Annotated in this window: 18 protein-coding genes and 1 riboswitch; of the genes, 8 read left to right on the top strand and 10 right to left on the bottom strand. The window is 57.2% G+C overall.

Features of this window, described 5'->3' with window-relative positions:
- Positions 1-39 precede the first annotated feature (39 nt).
- Positions 40-642: a methyltransferase family protein gene (locus FPY71_RS00940; protein ID WP_149296718.1), complete on the top strand. Its 603-nt coding sequence runs from the start codon at positions 40-42 to the stop codon at positions 640-642.
- Here the strand turns inward: FPY71_RS00940 and FPY71_RS00935 are convergent.
- The 8 genes from FPY71_RS00935 to hrcA form a co-directional block, all read right to left on the bottom strand.
- A complete protein-coding gene (locus FPY71_RS00935; RefSeq protein WP_149296712.1) occupies positions 636-1493 on the bottom strand; it encodes an SDR family NAD(P)-dependent oxidoreductase in 858 nt (285 codons plus the stop codon). The genes FPY71_RS00940 and FPY71_RS00935 overlap by 7 nt on opposite strands.
- A gap of 94 nt (positions 1494-1587) precedes the next feature.
- Entirely contained in the window at positions 1588-2412 is an 825-nt protein-coding gene (locus FPY71_RS00930; protein ID WP_149296710.1) for an ATP-binding cassette domain-containing protein, read from the bottom strand.
- Positions 2413-2435: 23 nt separating this feature from the next.
- Complete coding sequence (locus FPY71_RS00925; protein ID WP_149296708.1) at positions 2436-3740, bottom strand: NAD(P)/FAD-dependent oxidoreductase; 1305 nt, start codon at positions 3738-3740, stop codon at positions 2436-2438.
- A 10-nt stretch (positions 3741-3750) separates the two neighbouring features.
- A complete protein-coding gene (locus tag FPY71_RS00920; RefSeq protein WP_149296706.1) occupies positions 3751-4695 on the bottom strand; it encodes an ABC transporter substrate-binding protein in 945 nt (314 codons plus the stop codon).
- A gap of 34 nt (positions 4696-4729) precedes the next feature.
- Positions 4730-5500 (bottom strand): ABC transporter permease, encoded by a 771-nt coding sequence (locus tag FPY71_RS00915; protein ID WP_149298563.1) that lies wholly within the window; start codon positions 5498-5500, stop codon positions 4730-4732.
- 65 nt (positions 5501-5565) lie between these two features.
- Positions 5566-5660, bottom strand: a riboswitch (TPP riboswitch).
- A gap of 158 nt (positions 5661-5818) precedes the next feature.
- Positions 5819-6601 (bottom strand): 3-hydroxybutyrate dehydrogenase, encoded by a 783-nt coding sequence (locus tag FPY71_RS00910; protein ID WP_149296704.1) that lies wholly within the window; start codon positions 6599-6601, stop codon positions 5819-5821.
- 30 nt (positions 6602-6631) lie between these two features.
- The gene (gene grpE, locus FPY71_RS00905) at positions 6632-7282 is read right to left on the bottom strand and encodes a nucleotide exchange factor GrpE (protein ID WP_149296702.1); all 651 of its coding nucleotides are present in this window, start codon (positions 7280-7282) and stop codon (positions 6632-6634) included.
- 89 nt (positions 7283-7371) lie between these two features.
- Positions 7372-8490 (bottom strand): heat-inducible transcriptional repressor HrcA, encoded by a 1119-nt coding sequence (hrcA, locus tag FPY71_RS00900; protein ID WP_149296700.1) that lies wholly within the window; start codon positions 8488-8490, stop codon positions 7372-7374.
- A 168-nt stretch (positions 8491-8658) separates the two neighbouring features.
- On the opposite strand from hrcA, the gene rph reads away from it, so the two are divergent.
- The 6 genes from rph (at position 8659) to gshB (ending at position 13592) form a co-directional block, all read left to right on the top strand.
- On the top strand, positions 8659-9378 hold the full coding sequence (gene rph, locus FPY71_RS00895) for a ribonuclease PH (protein ID WP_149296698.1): 720 nt from the start codon (positions 8659-8661) through the stop codon (positions 9376-9378).
- 4 nt (positions 9379-9382) lie between these two features.
- Positions 9383-10033 carry an RdgB/HAM1 family non-canonical purine NTP pyrophosphatase gene (rdgB, locus tag FPY71_RS00890; RefSeq protein ID WP_149296696.1) on the top strand — a complete coding sequence of 217 codons (651 nt, stop codon included), beginning with the start codon at positions 9383-9385 and terminating at the stop codon, positions 10031-10033.
- Entirely contained in the window at positions 10033-11232 is a 1200-nt protein-coding gene (gene hemW / locus FPY71_RS00885) for a radical SAM family heme chaperone HemW (protein WP_149296694.1), read from the top strand. The genes rdgB and hemW overlap by 1 nt, the downstream gene beginning before the upstream one ends.
- Before the next feature lie 96 nt (positions 11233-11328).
- The gene (gene rsmI / locus FPY71_RS00880) at positions 11329-12216 is read left to right on the top strand and encodes a 16S rRNA (cytidine(1402)-2'-O)-methyltransferase (RefSeq protein ID WP_149296692.1); all 888 of its coding nucleotides are present in this window, start codon (positions 11329-11331) and stop codon (positions 12214-12216) included.
- A 2-nt stretch (positions 12217-12218) separates the two neighbouring features.
- A complete protein-coding gene (locus FPY71_RS00875; RefSeq protein ID WP_149298561.1) occupies positions 12219-12587 on the top strand; it encodes a YraN family protein in 369 nt (122 codons plus the stop codon).
- Between the two features lie 60 nt (positions 12588-12647).
- Complete coding sequence (gene gshB, locus FPY71_RS00870; protein WP_149296690.1) at positions 12648-13592, top strand: glutathione synthase; 945 nt, start codon at positions 12648-12650, stop codon at positions 13590-13592.
- Positions 13593-13640: 48 nt separating this feature from the next.
- Here the strand turns inward: gshB and FPY71_RS00865 are convergent, their stop codons facing one another.
- The gene (locus FPY71_RS00865) at positions 13641-13856 is read right to left on the bottom strand and encodes a hypothetical protein (protein ID WP_149296688.1); all 216 of its coding nucleotides are present in this window, start codon (positions 13854-13856) and stop codon (positions 13641-13643) included.
- A 592-nt stretch (positions 13857-14448) separates the two neighbouring features.
- On the opposite strand from FPY71_RS00865, the gene FPY71_RS00860 reads away from it, so the two are divergent.
- On the top strand, positions 14449-15972 hold the full coding sequence (locus FPY71_RS00860; protein ID WP_149296686.1) for a YifB family Mg chelatase-like AAA ATPase: 1524 nt from the start codon (positions 14449-14451) through the stop codon (positions 15970-15972).
- Here FPY71_RS00860 and FPY71_RS00855 read toward each other — a convergent pair.
- Complete coding sequence (locus FPY71_RS00855; RefSeq protein ID WP_149296684.1) at positions 15969-16964, bottom strand: adenosine kinase; 996 nt, start codon at positions 16962-16964, stop codon at positions 15969-15971. The two genes, FPY71_RS00860 and FPY71_RS00855, sit on opposite strands and share 4 nt — an antisense overlap.
- Position 16965: the final 1 nt, after the last annotated feature.

Genomic DNA, 16965 nt, shown 5'->3' with positions numbered 1-16965 from the left:
CTTGCATAATTTATCGGAATGCGGCGGAGCTCGAATTGCATGTCACTCAGTGGTTTTCAGAAAATGCGGCGTCTCGTTCTGGCGCTGATCATTTCCCTTGCCTTTCTGACCCTGCTGTTCGTTGCTTCCGCCGGCAGCAGTGAAATGCATGAAGGCGTTGAAGTTGCTGGCCTGATCCTCATCGGCGCGGGCATTATCGGGCGCTTGTGGTGCACGGCGTATATTGGCGGGCGCAAGGCCGCGGAAATTGTCGAAACCGGGCCATATGCCATGACCCGTAATCCGCTCTACTTCTTTTCTTCCATTGCCGCTGCCGGAGTGGGCGCGCAAACGGGCAGCATTCTGCTGGCGCTGGTGTTTGGCATTGGCTGCATGCTGGCCTTCCATTTCGTCATTCTGCGGGAGGAAACGTTTCTGCGCGGCCAATTCAATGCGGCTTATGAAGAGTACTGCCGCAGAGTTCCCAGGTTCTTCCCGTCCATCGGCTTGTTTCAGACACCGGAAACCGTGGCCATTCGCCCGGACCGCCTTTATCTGACATTGAAAGACGGCCTGATGTTCCTTGCGGCTATCCCGGCGTTTGAAGCTATTGAATATTTTCAGACAACTGGAATTCTCACTCCCGTCCTGCATCTTTATTGATGCTTGCTGCCACGCATGAAGGCGTGGAATTTTTCAGCCCAGTCCTTATGCCAGCGCGACAGTGGTGGGCGATTCTCAATCACATCCTGCGCCGCCCACAGGATGCGCTTTTCATCCATTTCCCGGGTCACCTCGCCATCGGGGCAGAGAATGTAAAAATCTCCGGCAGTCAGCCTTGTCAACATATAGTCCACAGTCTGATCTGCGGTCCAGGCTCCAGCGGGCAATTCGGTTCGGCCACGAGCTGTCAGCCCGGTGAACACAAAACCGGGAATCAGCAGTGCCGCTCGCACCTGACCACCCTCCCTTTCGCGCAGTTCATATTCCAGCGCTTCGGTGAATGCCTTCACTCCTGCTTTGGAAACATTGTAGGCCGGGTCACCGGGAGGCGTCGTTATACCCTGTTTTGAACCGGTGTTGATGATGAGCCCCGGCTGGCCGTGCGCCAGCATGGCAGGGCCAAAAATGCGCGTGCCGTTGATAATGCCGCCAAGATTGATGGATAGAACTGCATCCCACTCAACCTCTTCACCAAAGATCGACGAACCCGGCTGGATCCCGGCATTGTTCATGAGCACATGCACATGGCCAAGTTGTGTGGCAATGTGGCGAGCCGTCTTTTCCAGCCCTACCCTGTCGGTCACATCACACGCAGCGGCAATCAGCTTCTGGCCGTCGTCTGCCACCCCTTCCAGTTCCTTGAGCGCCTGCTCCAGCGAACCGATGTCACGGTCGACAATTGCAACGTTCAATCCAAGGCGAAGCAACTTCCTTGCAGCGGCAAGACCGATGCCGGATGCGCCACCCATGATGACAGCATTGTGCAGCGGGGCAATAGCAGGGTGATGCATGGGTTACCTCATCAAAATTGCAGTTCACAGTCATGACTGGATTCAGTTTCAACAGTTTATCCACAAACTGTCCACAAGAGCGAATGGCTGCCCGTCACAGCGGGAATGCCAGCGGCCGCTGACCATTTCCCGGCAGAACCGCCATGCTGATCCCATATATGCTTTGCAATTGCTCCGGCGTCATAATGGCAGATGGCGGCCCCGATGCGATGATGCCACCTGTGTGCAGGGCGATAATCTCATCGCAAAAGCGCGACGCCATATTGATATCGTGCAAAACCACCACCACTGCCAGCCCCCGCTGATCACACAAATGGCGGATCAACGTCATGACCTCGATCTGGTGGGCAACATCCAGTGCCGATATCGGCTCATCCAGCAACAGGCACGATGCATCCTGCGCCACAAGCATGGCGAGCCACACCCGCTGGCGCTCACCCCCGGACAATGTATCCACAAGGCGCCCTGATAATTGCGCTGTACCGGTCAGTTCCAGCGCTTCAGCAACCTTGGCATGGTCAGTTGTGCCAAACCGCCCAAGCGCTCCGTGCCAGGGGTATCGACCCAGCGCCACAAGTTCCTGCACAAGCATGCCATGTGCCGGTGGCGTGATTTGCGGAAGATAGGCAACCTTGCGGGCAAATGCCCGTGGACCACACGCCGTCAACGGTGCATCGGCAAAGCGAATGTCGCCGCTTGTTGGAAGCAATTGCCGGGCCAGCAGCTTCAGCAGGGTGGACTTGCCTGACCCATTGTGCCCGATCAAACCCGTGACCCGACCCGCAAAAACCTGCATATCAATCGGGCCAATCAGCCGCCTTTCAGCATAGGCATATTCCACCGATTGCAGGTCAAAAGCTGCAATGGGAGATTTCAGACGTGCATCTGGTGATTTCGCGGAAGATCGACGCTGGCTCATTTCGTGCCAGTCGTAGCACCGCACTAGCCACCATGCAATTTCAGCGGCGGTCCATGCGTGGGCGACATCAGATCTGCGGCAATAGCCACAGAGCCACGCACCGGGCCAAGCACCCGCCATTGGTGCTGCCGTTGCAGCGCGTCGTAAGCCGCGATGGCAAATTGCCCCTGAATCAACAGATCGCGCTTGCGTGCCCGCCCGATCGTGCCAACCACCCCGGCCTGCGCCAATGAAACCAGCCGCCCCTTATGCTTGTAACGGAAGGGTTCCACCAGCTTGCCATTCAAGTGTCTGATCAGACTATCTGCCAGATAGTGCGCCTGCTGGCTGGCCGCCTGGGCAGTCGGTGGCAAAGGCTTTTCAGCACCCGCCGGAACAAAGCTTGCGGAATCGCCAATAACAAAAACTCTGTCGGAAATGGTCGAGCGCAGAAAGGCATCCACCTTAATGCGGCCGCTGCCATCACACTCAAAATCACCCAGCGTTTTCAGCACCGGATTGCCCACCAGCCCTGCCGCCCATACCGCGATGTCGAACGGCCATTTTTCGCCAGTGGCAGTTTTAATCTCGTCCGACTGCATTTCAGATATACGGGCATCCGTAACCACTTTGATGTCCAGCAGGGCCAGCCTCTGCACCAGCTCCCGCCGCAGGCTTTCCTCTGCTCCCGGCATGATCTCCGGTGCAGCTTCCAGCACGGTGATGTTCAGCAGCTTTTGCTCAGGTTTGTCATCATGCGCAAACGCCCGCTCGGAATGGCGCAGATGCGCCGCCAGTTCCGTGCCGGTGGCGCCCGAACCAATGATCACCACATCCGCCGGAACGCCAGTCGCCCGGGCTCGGATCATCTCGGCAATGAAATGCTGGCGGAAATATTCTGCATCCGGCTGGCCATCCAGCCGGATGGCATTTTCAGCAACACCCGGCGTATTGAAATCCGGGGTCACGCCACCAAGCGCTACCACGCAATAGTCATAGGGCAAGGTGCGCTCACCCGCCAGAACCTCGCCCTGCTCATTGTTTTTCGATGGTCCGCGAATTGCATCCAGCCGCACAAGACGGTCTTGCGTATCAATACCGATGACCTCACCCTGTTCAAAGTGGAAGCCTCGCAACTGACCCAGAATGTAAAAGGAAATTTCGGACAGCGATGACGATACGGTGCCCGCCGCGAATTCATGCAGACGGGGCTTCCAGAGGTGCGAACTCACCATATCCACCAGAGTGACATGCAGATCCTTGCGGCCGGCCAGCAGTGCGGCCAGTTCCAATCCACCAGCCCCGCCACCCAATATGACAATGCGCGTTTTCTGCTGCAAAGACCTCACCCCGATCTGGTTACTGAATCTCCACCGCAATAGTTGAAACAGGCGGCGCCTTGCTAATCAACCCGCTTGCCGCCAGAAAGGATCCAAATCGTTGATAGCGATGCGTGTCCAGCGCCCGTGGCCGCTTGGCAAAACGCGGCAGAGTGTCAATCCAGGCTTGTCTGTTCAGCGCGTTGTCCAGATCGGGATGGGCGGCAATGAACAGTTTCCAGCTCTCCTCCGGGTGATTTGTCAGATACAAGGTTGCCTGCTCCACCACATCCATAAACCGAGACAGCCGGATATCCTCCACCAGCTCGGGTCGGGTGATGAAGATCAGCTCGTCATAAGCGGGAACGCCGTGTTCTTCCGGATAAAAGGCGGTGACCTCCTGCCCTTCCAGCCGCAACTGGGTCATTTCGAAGTTGCGAAAGCCGCCAATGGTCGCATCCACCCGGTCGCTCAACAGCGCGGGTGATAATGCGAAGTTGACATTGACCAGATCGACATCTTCCAGCTTCAGACCGGCGGTTGCCAGCATCTGTCCCAGAATTGCACTTTCCATGCCGGAAACGGAGTAACCGACTGAGCGGCCTTTCAAATCCTCAAGACCCTTGATTGGCCCATCTGCCTTGACAATCACACTGTTCAACGGGGTTTCAACCAAAGTTGCAAACCGTGTGACCGGCACGCCTGCCTCAAAGTCCAGATAGAGGTTGGGCTGGTAGTGAATGCCAATTTCCGCCTGCCCTGCGGCTACCAGACGGGGTACAACGGACGGGTCAGCCGGCGGGATCAGCGTGACCTCAAGGCCCGCTTCCGCAAACATGCCCAGTTGTTCCGCCACCACCAGCGGGGCATGGTCGGGATTGACGAACCATTCCAGCAGAACAGTCAGCTTGTCCGCCGCTTGCGCAGCGCTTCCTGCGGTCAGTGCGGCAGAAAGCACCGCAGCACGCAAAATCAGTTTCAACATCTAAAGTCCCCTCGGTGATATCTGGAAAAAGCCGTCATTGATTGGTGGCCCAGGGCACCATTCGCGGCCCCAAACCGTTGATCAGATGGAAAAGCGCGACGCTCAGAATCGCCAGAATAGTCATGGCGGCAAACACCACATCGGTTTGCATTCGGGCATTGGCCTGAACCATGACAAAACCCAACCCGGCGGCAGAGCCCACCCACTCGCCCACCACCGCGCCCAACGGTGCCAGTGGTGCGGCAACGCGCAAGCCTGACAAGAGGCTCGGCATGGCCAGAGGCAACCGCACATGGAACAGGGTCTGCCAGTGCGTGGCCTGCGTCAGCGCAGTGGCATCCAGCAATTCCGGGTCGGTGCGCCGCAAGCCATCGGCAAACGATGAGGTAACGGGGAAGAAAATGATCAGCATCGCCATGATGACCTTGGACGCCATGCCAAAGCCAAACCACACCACCAGCAACGGCGCGATGACAAAAACCGGCAGTGCCTGAAACAGCAGCAGAACTGGCCAGACATACTGTCCAAGCCGAGGGATGGCTGCCATTGCAATGGCAGCCAGCGCGCCAAGCCCCGCGCCCAACACGAAGCCCAGCACAATTTCACTTACGGTGATCAGACTATGAGAAAGAAAAAAACCCGGCTGGCGAACCAATGCCGACAGCACCTGGCTAGGCGATGGCAAAATATAATGCGGCGGCTGAAACAGCCATATTGCCAATTGCCAGAGCACCAGCAAGACGGCAAGCGCGCGAACCAGCGGCCATAGTCTGGAAACAAGGCTGAGCGGATATTGACCCCGCATTGCCGTAGTTTGTGCCATTCAAGCCCCGCTTCCAGCGGGGAATGCATGGGATAAGAGCGATGCTTGCCAGATCCCAAGCGACTCCCTCCGCCAGCATGATCTGGTTCAGGTTCAAAGGGTGCTTCTCAGCCCGCATCAGCGGACGCCCCTGTCTCTTGCCTGGTTGTCTAGCAGACTATCCGCAGCCTGTCATCCAGCGGCAGCTTAATGCACGTCCTGTGGAAATGATGATGCTTGAACAGAAGGGTAATTCGACAAAACAAAGATTTAGAGCAGTTCAGGAGATCGAAGAAGCACGAACTGCTCGAAGGGTTCACATCAGCCCATATACCAGCCATGGCTGGGTATCATTGACTGGCCAGTCAATGCATTGGAGCGGAAGCCGGCCAGGAACACCGCAATGTCGGCCACATCCTCAACCGTGGTGAATTCCTTGTCCACTGTGCGTCCCAGCATGACATTTTCCACCACTTCCCACTCTGAAATGTTCAAAGTGCGGGCTTGTTCGGGGATCTGCTTTTCCACCAATGCTGTGCGCACAAAACCGGGGCATATGATGTTGGACCGAACCCCATGCGGCCCGCCTTCACGCGCCATCACGCGGCACAGACCGAGAATGCCGTGCTTGGCTGCCACATAGGCACTTTTCAAAGGCGAAGGTTCATGGCTGTGCACGGAGCCCATGTAAATCAAGGAGCCGGATTTCTGCGGATACATGTGCTTCACACATGCTTTGGTCAGCAGAAAGCTGCCACCCAGGTGAATATCCACCACCTTGCGGAATTCTTCATAGGGGAAATCCTCTACCGGATGCACAATCTGGATGCCGGCATTGGCCACCATTGTGTCCAGTCGCCCAAACCGTTCAACGATTTTTTCCACCCCGGCATTCACCGCATCCTCGCTGGTCACATCCATGGCCAGCGCCAAAGCCGCGCCGCCGGCGGCCTCAATCTCCCGCACAGCGTCTTCTGCCGCCGCAAGGTTGATATCGGCGATGGCCACCTGCGCGCCTTCAGCAGCAAAGCTCAGGGCAATTCTGCGGCCAATGCCAGATCCCGCACCCGTGATAATTGCAACATTGCCCTGAAGCTGAGACATGCCGGCGACCCCCGATTCAATTCAACGCACTCAGGCGTCCTTGCTGCTATCGTCTGCGGTGCCTTGCGATGGGTCAAACGGAGCCTTGGGGCCGCCGCGTGCAACACCCACCATTGCCGGGCGCAAAACCCGCTCACCAATGGCGTAGCCATCCTGCACAACTTCCATCACCGTCCCATTGGGAACTTCGGTGTTTTCCATTTCGAACATGGCCTGATGAAAATTCGGGTCAAACCGGGTGCCCTTTGGCTCCAGTTTGCGCACTCCGTGCCGCTCCAGTGTGGAAAGCATGCTTCGGCTGGTCATATCCACCCCTTCGACAAGGGATTTCAAACCCGGATTGGCCTCGTCCTGCGCATCCGCCGGAATGGCCTGCAGTGCGCGGGCAAGATTGTCTGCCACGGCCAGCATGTCGCGCGCAAATGACGCTACGGCAAACTGCCTTGCATCCTTCACCTCGCGCTCTGTGCGACGACGCAGATTTTCCATATCCGCGGCAAGCCGTAACAATCGGTCTTTGACATCGGCATTCTCGACTTCAAGCTCGGCGATGCGCTGTGCATCGGCTGCCGCAGCAGTCTCATTCCACGTCGATGAGGCATGCTCTCCGCCACCCGTCGTGTTGTCGGGGTTTTGTTCGGCGCTCTCATCGGGGCGTTGGCCGGCTTCGCTGTTTGTCATCTCGTCAGCCTCTCCTTTGCGTCACTCCCCGGCTGGCGGGGCCTTATCAATTTATCCGTTGCCGCATATCGAATGCCCGGCAAACAAAATCAAGGGCGGCGTGCGCCGCCACCCGGACTCAACAGCCGGGAAACAAGCCGTGCCGTATAATCCACCATAGGCACAATACGCCGATAATTCAGCCTTGTCGGGCCGATGACACCGACGGCGCCAATAACCCGCTCTTCCCCATCCTTGTAAGGTGCAATCACCAGTGAAGACCCGGAAAGGGAAAACAGCTTGTTCTCAGAGCCGATGAAAATGCGCACGCCATCGCCGGTTTCCGCCAGATCCAGCAATTCAATGATCGAGCTTTTGGCTTCCAGATCGTTGAACAAATGTCGCAATCTTTCCAGGTCACCAGAAGCGGAGATATTTTCAATCAGATTGGCGCGCCCTCGCACAATCAGGCGCGATGGCTGGTCAGCGCTGGCACCGGACCAGACAGCCAGCCCCGCCTCTACCAGTTCCTGGGAAAGCCGGTCCAGCTCGCTGGCCGTTTCCGTGCGCAGGGTGTCCACCCGCATGCGCGCTTCGCCCAGTGTCCGGCCGACAATATTGGCGTTGAGGAAATTGGCCGCCTCTACCAGCTGCGAGGATGTAACGCCCGGCGGCAGGGCAATGACCCGGTTTTCAACGTCGCCATTTTCACCCACCAGAACAGCCAGCGCCCGCTGCGGGTCCAGCCGTACAAAGTCAACATGCTTCAACCGAAGATCGTGCTTGGCTGTCAGCACCAGCCCCGCCCCTCGCGAAAGGCCGGATAAAAGCTGGCTGGCCTCTGTCAGAAGGGTTTCCACCGAGCGGGTTTCGCCAATTGCGCGCACCCGATCCTCAATTTCGCCGCGCTCGGTTTCCGGCATATCGCCAACTTCCAGAAACGCATCGACAAAAAATCGCAGGCCAAGCTCCGTTGGCACCCGACCGGCACTGACATGCGGGGCATAAATCAGGCCCAGCGTTTCCAGATCGCTCATGACATTGCGCACAGAGGCCGGTGACAGGCTTTGCGCCAGAAGGCGGGAAAGATGACGCGAGCCCACCGGCTCGCCTATGTCGAGATAATTATCGACAATAAGACGGAAAATATCGCGCGCGCGCTGGTCCAGCGGCACGGGCAAGTCCGTTAGCAGCGAATCTGGTCTTGTGTCTGACGGTTTGTATTTCATGGTTCCAACGCTTCACAATATAAGCGTGGTGTAGACGCATGCCAAACGAAAGCACGGCATTTGGCAAATAATTTTGAAAAAACCCGTCTCACTTGCTATGGCAACCGTGAACCAGCTCATCCCTGCCATTCGGCGGGTGAGCAATTTGCATCTAGTCAGGATATTCTCATGCGGCCTTCCAAACGCGCTGCCAACCAAATGCGCGCCGTTTCCCTTGAACGCGGTTTTTCACGCCATGCTGAAGGCTCCTGCCTTGTGCGGTTTGGTGAAACCCACGTTCTCTGCACCGCCAGCCTGGAAGAGCGCGTGCCCGGCTGGCTGAAAAACACTGGCAAAGGCTGGGTCACCGCAGAATATGGCATGCTGCCGCGCGCCACAGGCGACCGGATGCGCCGCGAGGCCGCTGCCGGCAAGCAGTCGGGCCGCACGCAGGAAATTCAGCGCCTGATCGGCCGCTCTCTGCGCGCTATTGTAAACCTGACCGCGCTGGGCGAACGCCAGATCACCGTGGATTGTGATGTGATTCAGGCCGATGGCGGCACACGCACCGCCGCCATTACCGGCGCTTTTGTTGCCTTGTCGGACTGCCTGAGCTGGATGGAAGAGCGCGGAATGGTCAAGCGCAATGATGTGCTGAAAGACCATGTCGCCGCCATTTCCTGCGGCATTTACAATGGTGTGCCGGTTCTGGACCTGGACTATCCGGAAGATTCGTCAGCTGATACCGACGCCAATTTTGTGATGACAGGGCGCGGCGGAATCGTTGAAATTCAGGGCACTGCCGAGGGTGAACCTTTCAGCGAAGCTGACTTGCAGAGCCTGATGACGCTGGCCAAGGCAGGCATTGGCGAGTTGGTAGAAAAACAGAAGGCGGCTTTGGCCGGCTGAGCCCATGAGCACAAGAACCCTTTCCCCGCAGGATGGCCCGCTTGTTGTGGCCAGCCACAACAAAGGCAAGATCCGCGAGATCATCGAATTGCTGGAGCCATTCGGTTTCAACATTGTCTCGGCTGCGGACAAAGCGCTGCCGGAACCGGAAGAAACCGGCCTGACCTTTGAGGAAAATGCCCGGCTGAAGGCGCTGGCAGCAGCAAGGGCAACGGGCCTTGTTGCTTTGTCTGACGACAGCGGAATTGCGGTTGATGCGCTGGATGGCCAGCCCGGCATCTATTCTGCACGCTGGGGCGGACCTGGCGGCGATTTTGCCATGGCCATGCAGAAGGTGGAAGACCGCTTGCGGGAATTGGATGCCACCACGCCAGAGCAAAGGCGCGGGCGCTTTGTTGCGGTATTGTGCCTGGCATGGCCGGACGGTGAAACGCGGGAATTTCGCGGCGAGGTGGAGGGTGAGATTGTCTGGCCTCCGCGCGGCGATGTGGGCTTTGGCTATGATCCGTTTTTTCTGCCTGACGGGCATGAGCGAACCTTCGGCGAAATGCCTTCGACTGAAAAGCATGGCTGGCATCCGGGGCAGAAGGATGCATTGTCGCACCGCGCCCGGGCTTTTCAGCTTTTCGCCCGCGAGATTTTGGGTACAGATTGATGGCGGTGCGCCCACCCGCGCCAGCAGGCGGGCGCATTTTTACGCCGGGGCCGGATGATCCCGGCTTCGGTATTTATGTGCACTGGCCTTTTTGCGCTGCAAAATGCCCCTATTGCGATTTCAACAGCCATGTTCGGCATGTGGCGATTGACCAGCAGCGATACGCGGCCGCGTTCAAGGCAGAGCTTGCGCATATGGCGCAACGCTCTTCCAGCAGTCGGGTAACATCGGTTTTTCTGGGCGGCGGCACACCATCCTTGATGGAGCCGGCCACGGTCGAAGCCATTCTTTCTGCCATTTCCCAATTTTGGACTATCGAGGACGGCGCGGAAATCACGCTGGAGGCCAATCCTACCAGTGTCGAGGCAGAGAGGTTTCGCGGGTACCGGGCGGCGGGCGTCAACCGGGTTTCGCTGGGTGTGCAGGCACTGAACAACCCCGATCTGAAGCGGCTGGGCCGTATGCATGATGTGGCGCAAGCTCTGCAGGCCATTGAACTGGCGCGAGATATTTTTCCGCGATTGTCCTTTGACCTGATTTACGCGCGCCCGGACCAGAGGCCGGACGACTGGGCACTTGAATTGAACCGCGCCATCGATCTGGCAGCCGACCATTTGTCGCTTTATCAGTTGACCATAGAGGAAGGCACGCCGTTTTATTCCCTGCACCGCGCGGGAAAACTGATTGTGCCGGACGGCGAAACCTCGGCCGAACTGTATGAGTTAACAGGAAATATTACGGCAGAGCGTGGGCTTCCGGCCTATGAAATTTCCAACCATTCGGTGCCAGGGGCGGAATCGCGTCACAACCTGACCTATTGGCGCTACGGGCTGTATGCCGGGGTTGGGCCAGGGGCGCACGGGCGGTTGCCCGGTGCCGGTGGTCGACGCCATGCCACGGCCAATGAACGCCATCCGGAAAGCTGGCTGGCCATGGTGGAAAATGCCGGCAGTGGCTGTGTGGTGGACGAGCCGTTGAGCGACCATGATCAGGCAGAGGAAATGCTGCTTATGGGCCTCCGTTTAAAGGAAGGCATTGATGTCCAACGCTGGTCCGAGCTTTCCGGACGAGATTTCGAACCCGAGACGGAGAGTATGCTGGCTGGCCTTGGCATGATCGAGCGCGTCGGCAATCGGCGGCTGCGCGCCACACCCGCGGGCATGCTTGTGCTGGATACCGTGCTTGCCCATCTGGCTTGACGGTCCTTTTGCGGTATAAGTTGCGGCCAAAGCACTTTCCGTTGAAACGGTAGAGTTTCAACGGCAGGACAATGCTCTGAACAAAGAAGCAGAACCATGTCGGACCGTACCTACACAATTCGCGACAGCGTGTTTGCTGCGCCCAAGCCCGAACCCGGTCTGTATCTGGTTGCTACGCCGATCGGCAATCTCTCCGACATCAGCTTGCGCGCGCTGGAAATTATTGCCGGTGCAGATCGGCTGGCTTGTGAAGACACCCGGGTGACCGTCCGGCTGCTTTCCCGCTATGGCATCAGCCGGCCAATGCTCGCTTATCATGAACACAATGCCGAAGATTCCGGCGCGGCCTTGTTGACAGAACTGGAAGCAGGGCAATCTGTTGCCATTGTGTCCGATGCCGGCACGCCGCTGGTTTCAGATCCCGGCTTTTCCCTCAGCCGGGAGGCCATTGCCCGCGGCATTCCAGTCTATCCGATACCCGGCGCATCCGCCCCCATCGCTGCGCTTCTTGCCAGCGGCTTGCCGTCAGATTCGTTTTTCTTTGCCGGCTTTCCACCGCAGAAGCAGCAGGCGCGCCGCGCTCGTTTTGAAGAGCTGGCGCGTGTTCCCGGCACGCTGATGTTTTTCGAAGCGCCACACCGCATTGCCGAAAGCCTTGACGATATGGCGCTGGTGTTTGGCCCGCGTCCCGCGGCTGTCTGTCGGGAACTGACCAAGCTTTACGAAACGATATACCGAGGCACTCTGCCGGAGTTGAAAGCAGAATTTGCGGCAATGGAGCGGGTGCGCGGCGAAATTGTGGTATGCGTCGCCCCGCCGCAGGCGGAAGAAGCCGCCACATCTGAAGATGCCGATACCATTCTGCTTGGCCTGATGCGGGAGATGAAGCCCGCAAAGGCAGCACAGGAAGCGGTGAAACTGACCGGTCTTTCCCGCCGCGAGCTTTATCAACGCGCCATGGCCCTGAAAGGCGGCACAGCTTGACCATCCGTCAACAGCAGCTTCGGCGGCTGGCGCAGCAGAACGGGCACCGGGCAGAAAAGCTGGCCGCTCTGGTCCTGCGTCTTAAAGGCTATAGAATATTGCATCGGCGCTATCGCACCAGGCTTGGCGAGGTCGATTTGATTGCGCGGCGTGGCAAGCTGATTGCGATTGTCGAGGTGAAAGCCCGCCCTACCCTGCAACAGGCAGTGGATGCCGTGACGCCCGCTGCATGGCGTCGCATTTCCAATTCTGCCGACCTTTGGCTGATGGGCTGCCGCGATGCAGCACAGGTATCGCTGCGTTTTGATATTGTTGCAGTTTGTCCGCGGCGGTGGCCTGTTCATATTTCCGGTGCGTGGCAGCCGGTTTGAATTGCGCTTGTGCAGCAAATCCCGCAAAAGTGTCAAACGATCCAGAGCAAGGTAAGCGTCATGACGTTGAAAGTTGCGGTCCAGATGGACCATGTTTCATCCATCACCATTAAGGGCGATTCAACCTTTGCCCTGTGTATGGAGGCGCAGCAACGCGGCCACACGCTTTTCCACTATACACCGGACCGTTTGTCGATGCGCGACGGGCTGGTCACTGCTCGCTTGGAAACCATGAAGCTGGCGGACGAGGTGGGCCGGCATTTCGAGCTTGGCGAACCCGTGCGCACCAATCTGGCCGAGATGGATGTTGTACTGCTGCGGCAGGATCCGCCTTTTGACATGAATTACATAACCTCAACCCATATTCTGGAGCGTCTGCACCCCAATACGCTGGTGGCCAATGATCCGGCCTGGGTTCGAAATATGCCGGAAAAAATCTTCGTAACCGAATTCATTGATCTGATGCCGGAAACCCTGATTACCAAGGATCCACAGGAAGTGGCGGCGTTTCGCGCCGAATTCGGCGAGATTGTCATGAAGCCGCTTTACGGCAATGGCGGTGCAGGCGTGTTTCACCTGACACGGGATGACCGCAATCTCTCATCCTTCATGGAAACATTTGCTCTGTTGTTTCGCGAGCCCTTTATCGTTCAGAAATATCTGCCGGAGGTTCGCAAGGGCGACAAGCGCATCATTCTGATTGATGGTGAACCCGTTGGCGCGATCAACCGTGTTCCTTCTGAAACGGATGCTCGCTCCAACATGCATGTCGGCGGCAGAGCAGACCCAAGCGAGTTGACAGATCGTGATCTGGAAATCTGCGCTCGCATTGGCCCCGCCCTGAAAGAACGCGGACAGATTTTTGTCGGCATTGATGTGATCGGCAATTATCTGACTGAAATCAACGTCACATCACCGACCGGCATCCGGGAGGTCAAGCGGTTTGGCGGGGCTGATATTGCCGCGCTTTTCTGGGATGCAGTTGAAGCCAAACGCTCTGCCTGACTGAGCGCCCAGGATGTCATGGGCTCTGATATATCGAATGACTTTGACCTAATTGATCTTGCGGCGGGCAAGCGTTATGCGCGAAGCTTCTTCGGCCAGTTTCAAATAGAAACTGCCCGCCGTATCAAAAAACTCCCCCAGCTCGGCCATTGACCCGTTCCACTCGCCAAGAGTGCGTTTGACCATTTCACAGTGTCTGCTGGCCTGACCAGCCAGGCTGGTCATTTCACTGTCAATTTCACTATCATTCCGCTCGCCAGCCATGTGCTTCATCCGCCAAGAACACCGTCATAACTACTGTAAGTAGTTTTTTGACCGCTCTGCCACCCTCTGCAACACCGACCCGAATCAGCCCGTGTGCCATTTTCATCGTCAATGTGATTGACTGGCGAACAATCCGCAAGGGTTTATACTCAATAAGACCCAAGTGATTTTTTGCAAAATTCCATAGATACTGATGTTCTCAAGAAATATAAATTCAGTATAGGTTTCAATTTCAACACAGATGCTTTGAATGAGAATATATCCGGTAGATATTTCACGTTTCGGACTTTCAAAAATACAATACCTGTTTTTCCAAGTATAATTTTCAGGAGTTTATTTATTGGCATAAATCATTGTTTTCAATGCAGAATTCTGAATTTTTCTGATCAAAAATATACAAAATAAAATTCATCAGACGGCAAACAGACGCCATGATCACAATTTATAGTTGTGTAGTTCCAGGTTTTTGAACTCCGGCCAGTGTATTGAATGCCAGCAAATCCAGCACTCTAAAGGTTGAATTAGGCAGAGTGCTTGACCGCGCGAACAATTCCTTTAGTCATTCAAATGAATTTTGCAGAAATGAGTTTGTATGATCACTCGGGTTCGGACAGTGGCCTTTCAGGGTGTTGAGGCCATTGCAGTTGATGTTGAAGTCATGATCGCGCCCGGCAGGGTCGGGGTGCAGATTGTCGGGCTTGCCGACAAAGCGGTTACCGAAAGTCGTGAGCGGGTGCAGGCTGCTCTGCATGCATCCGGGCTGGCGATGCCGCCCAAACGGGTCACCATCAATCTGGCGCCAGCGGATTTGCCCAAAGAAGGCAGCCACTATGATCTGCCCATCGCACTTGGTTTGATGGCAGCGCTCGGGGCAATTCCCAAAGAGGCATTGGTGGGCAATGTCGTGCTGGGTGAATTGTCGCTGGACGGCAGCGTCATGCCGGTCAGCGGGGTTCTGTCTGCTGCGATGGCTGCCAATGCCAATTCCGAAGGCCTTGTCTGCCCGCATGCCTGCGGCGCGGAAGCAGCCTGGGCCAGCATCGATATGCCAATTGTTGCGGCGAAAAACCTGATTCAACTGGCCAATCATTTTCGAGGTACGCAAATTCTGGCACGGCCGGAACCTGCCATGCGCAAGCAGATTGAGACTTTGCCTGACCTTGCCGATATCAAGGGGCAAAGCAGCGCCAAGCGAGCATTGGAAATTGCCGCGTCCGGCGGGCACAATCTTCTGTTCTGCGGGCCACCGGGTTCGGGGAAATCCATGCTGGCGCAGCGCCTCCCCTCCATCATGCCGCCGCTTGAGCCGAAAGAACTGCTGGAAGTTTCCATGGTTTCCTCCATTGCCGGGGAACTGGCAGATGGTTGTCTTTCTGACCGCAGGCCGTTTCGCGCGCCGCATCACTCTGCATCCATGGCAGCCATGATCGGCGGCGGCCAGCGCGCCCGCCCGGGCGAGGTGTCACTGGCCCATCACGGCGTTCTGTTTCTCGACGAATTCCCCGAGTTTTCGCCCGCAGTGCTGGATTCCCTGCGCCAGCCACTGGAAAATGGTGAAGCGGTGATTGCCAGGGTCAATCATCGCGTCAGCTATCCGGCAAAATTTCAGTTGATAGCCGCCATGAACCCTTGTCGCTGCGGCATGGCGGGAGAGCCGGGGCACAGCTGTGCGCGTGGCCCACGCTGCCAGACGGATTATCAGGCAAGAATCTCCGGACCATTGCTGGACCGTATAGATATTCGAATGGATGTCCCCGCAGTATCGGCCAGCGACCTTATCCGCCATGAAGCTGCAGAACCTTCATCCACAGTTGCCGCTCGCGTGCTGCAGGCCCGTCAGCTACAGGCCCAGCGCTACAATGCGCTGGGTATGCCTGCGGGATATTTGAACGCTCATTGCGCGGCATCATTGATTGAAAAGGTGGCGGCCCCTGATCAGGCCGGAAGCCGCCTCTTGCAGGAAGCAGCGGAAAAACTGCGCTTTTCCGCCAGAGCTTATCATCGCATTCTGAAGGTTGCTCGCACTCTTGCCGATCTGGCTGGAGACGACCTGGTGGGCCGCATCCATCTGGCAGAAGCCATTTCCTATCGCGCCAGCCCGGAACGTGCCAGCTAAAGCAGCGCCTTCACGGCTGGCAGTTCTGTCAGCAACGTAGCCGGGCGCGGGCCTATCTGCTGGATGATGTGGGCCGCAGCAGAAGCACCCAGCGCTGCGCTGGTGGCATGGTCGCGTCCGCTGGTGTAGCCGCGCAAAAAGCCGGCGGCAAACAGGTCGCCAGCGCCTGTTGTATCCACCACCCGTGCCACAGGCTCAGCCGCATAAGCGGTCTGGCCAGCTTTTTCCACCACCACGCAGCCCTGCGCACCACGCGTTACCACGGCCAGTTTGGCAACATCCTGCTGAAGCCGCAGCAGTGCCTGCGAGAAATCCTCGGTCTCATAAAGTGCCAGTGCCTCTGCTTCATTGGCAAAAACAATGTCCACCGTTCCAGACTGCATCAGACCCAGAAACTCGTTGCGATAGCGGTTGACGCAAAAGGCATCTGAAAGCGTCATCGCCATTTCGCGCCCATGGGCGTGGGCAATGTCGGCAGATTTGACGATGGCCTCCTTGGCCAGTGGCGGATCCCACAAATATCCCTCGAAATATGAAACCTGCGCGCCGGCAACCAGCTCCGGCTCAATATCTTCCGGGCGCAGTTCCACGCAGGCTCCCAGGTAGGTGGACATCGAACGCTCACCATCAGGCGTCACGAATATCATGCATCGTGCGGTCGGCGGATCACCGATAAGCTGCGACGTGGCAAAAAACACTCCAAGCGAGCGAATGTCATGGATGAAGATTTCACCCAGCGTATCGCCCGAAACCTTGCCGATGAATGCGCCTTTGCCGCCAAGCGCCACCAGACCGGCAACCGTGTTGGCCGCGCTGCCGCCAGACGTTTCAATAGCTGGCCCCATATTGGCGTAAAGCTGCAGGGCCCGCTCTGCGTCAACAAGCGTCATTGCGCCTTTCTGCACATTCAGCGCCTTCAAGGTGGCATCATCGGTTCGGGCAATAATATCGACAATAGCATTGCCAATGGTCAGAACGTCGAATTTCGGCATA

It is taken from the genome of Aureimonas fodinaquatilis (assembly GCF_008369445.1).
GTDB lineage: Bacteria > Pseudomonadota > Alphaproteobacteria > Rhizobiales > Rhizobiaceae > Aureimonas > Aureimonas fodinaquatilis.
The sequence above is the reverse complement of the archived record's forward strand: the minus strand, read 5'-3'. Positions and strand labels throughout refer to the sequence as shown.

Bases quoted from the DNA above. Each gene is read 5' to 3' on its own strand.
- FPY71_RS00930 (WP_149296710.1), bottom strand. From the start codon at position 2,412: ATGAGCCAGCGTCGATCTTCCGCGAAATCACCAGATGCACGTCTGAAA.
- rph (WP_149296698.1), top strand. From the start codon at position 8,659: ATGCGGCCTTCCAAACGCGCTGCCAACCAAATGCGCGCCGTTTCCCTT.
- gshB (WP_149296690.1), top strand. From the start codon at position 12,648: ATGACGTTGAAAGTTGCGGTCCAGATGGACCATGTTTCATCCATCACC.
- hrcA (WP_149296700.1), bottom strand. From the start codon at position 8,490: ATGAAATACAAACCGTCAGACACAAGACCAGATTCGCTGCTAACGGAC.
- FPY71_RS00940 (WP_149296718.1), top strand. From the start codon at position 40: ATGTCACTCAGTGGTTTTCAGAAAATGCGGCGTCTCGTTCTGGCGCTG.
- FPY71_RS00860 (WP_149296686.1), top strand. From the start codon at position 14,449: ATGATCACTCGGGTTCGGACAGTGGCCTTTCAGGGTGTTGAGGCCATT.
- FPY71_RS00915 (WP_149298563.1), bottom strand. From the start codon at position 5,500: ATGCGGGGTCAATATCCGCTCAGCCTTGTTTCCAGACTATGGCCGCTG.
- FPY71_RS00865 (WP_149296688.1), bottom strand. From the start codon at position 13,856: ATGGCTGGCGAGCGGAATGATAGTGAAATTGACAGTGAAATGACCAGC.
- rdgB (WP_149296696.1), top strand. From the start codon at position 9,383: ATGAGCACAAGAACCCTTTCCCCGCAGGATGGCCCGCTTGTTGTGGCC.
- FPY71_RS00910 (WP_149296704.1), bottom strand. From the start codon at position 6,601: ATGTCTCAGCTTCAGGGCAATGTTGCAATTATCACGGGTGCGGGATCT.
- FPY71_RS00935 (WP_149296712.1), bottom strand. From the start codon at position 1,493: ATGCATCACCCTGCTATTGCCCCGCTGCACAATGCTGTCATCATGGGT.
- FPY71_RS00920 (WP_149296706.1), bottom strand. From the start codon at position 4,695: ATGTTGAAACTGATTTTGCGTGCTGCGGTGCTTTCTGCCGCACTGACC.
- hemW (WP_149296694.1), top strand. From the start codon at position 10,033: ATGGCGGTGCGCCCACCCGCGCCAGCAGGCGGGCGCATTTTTACGCCG.
- grpE (WP_149296702.1), bottom strand. From the start codon at position 7,282: ATGACAAACAGCGAAGCCGGCCAACGCCCCGATGAGAGCGCCGAACAA.
- FPY71_RS00855 (WP_149296684.1), bottom strand. From the start codon at position 16,964: ATGCCGAAATTCGACGTTCTGACCATTGGCAATGCTATTGTCGATATT.
- rsmI (WP_149296692.1), top strand. From the start codon at position 11,329: ATGTCGGACCGTACCTACACAATTCGCGACAGCGTGTTTGCTGCGCCC.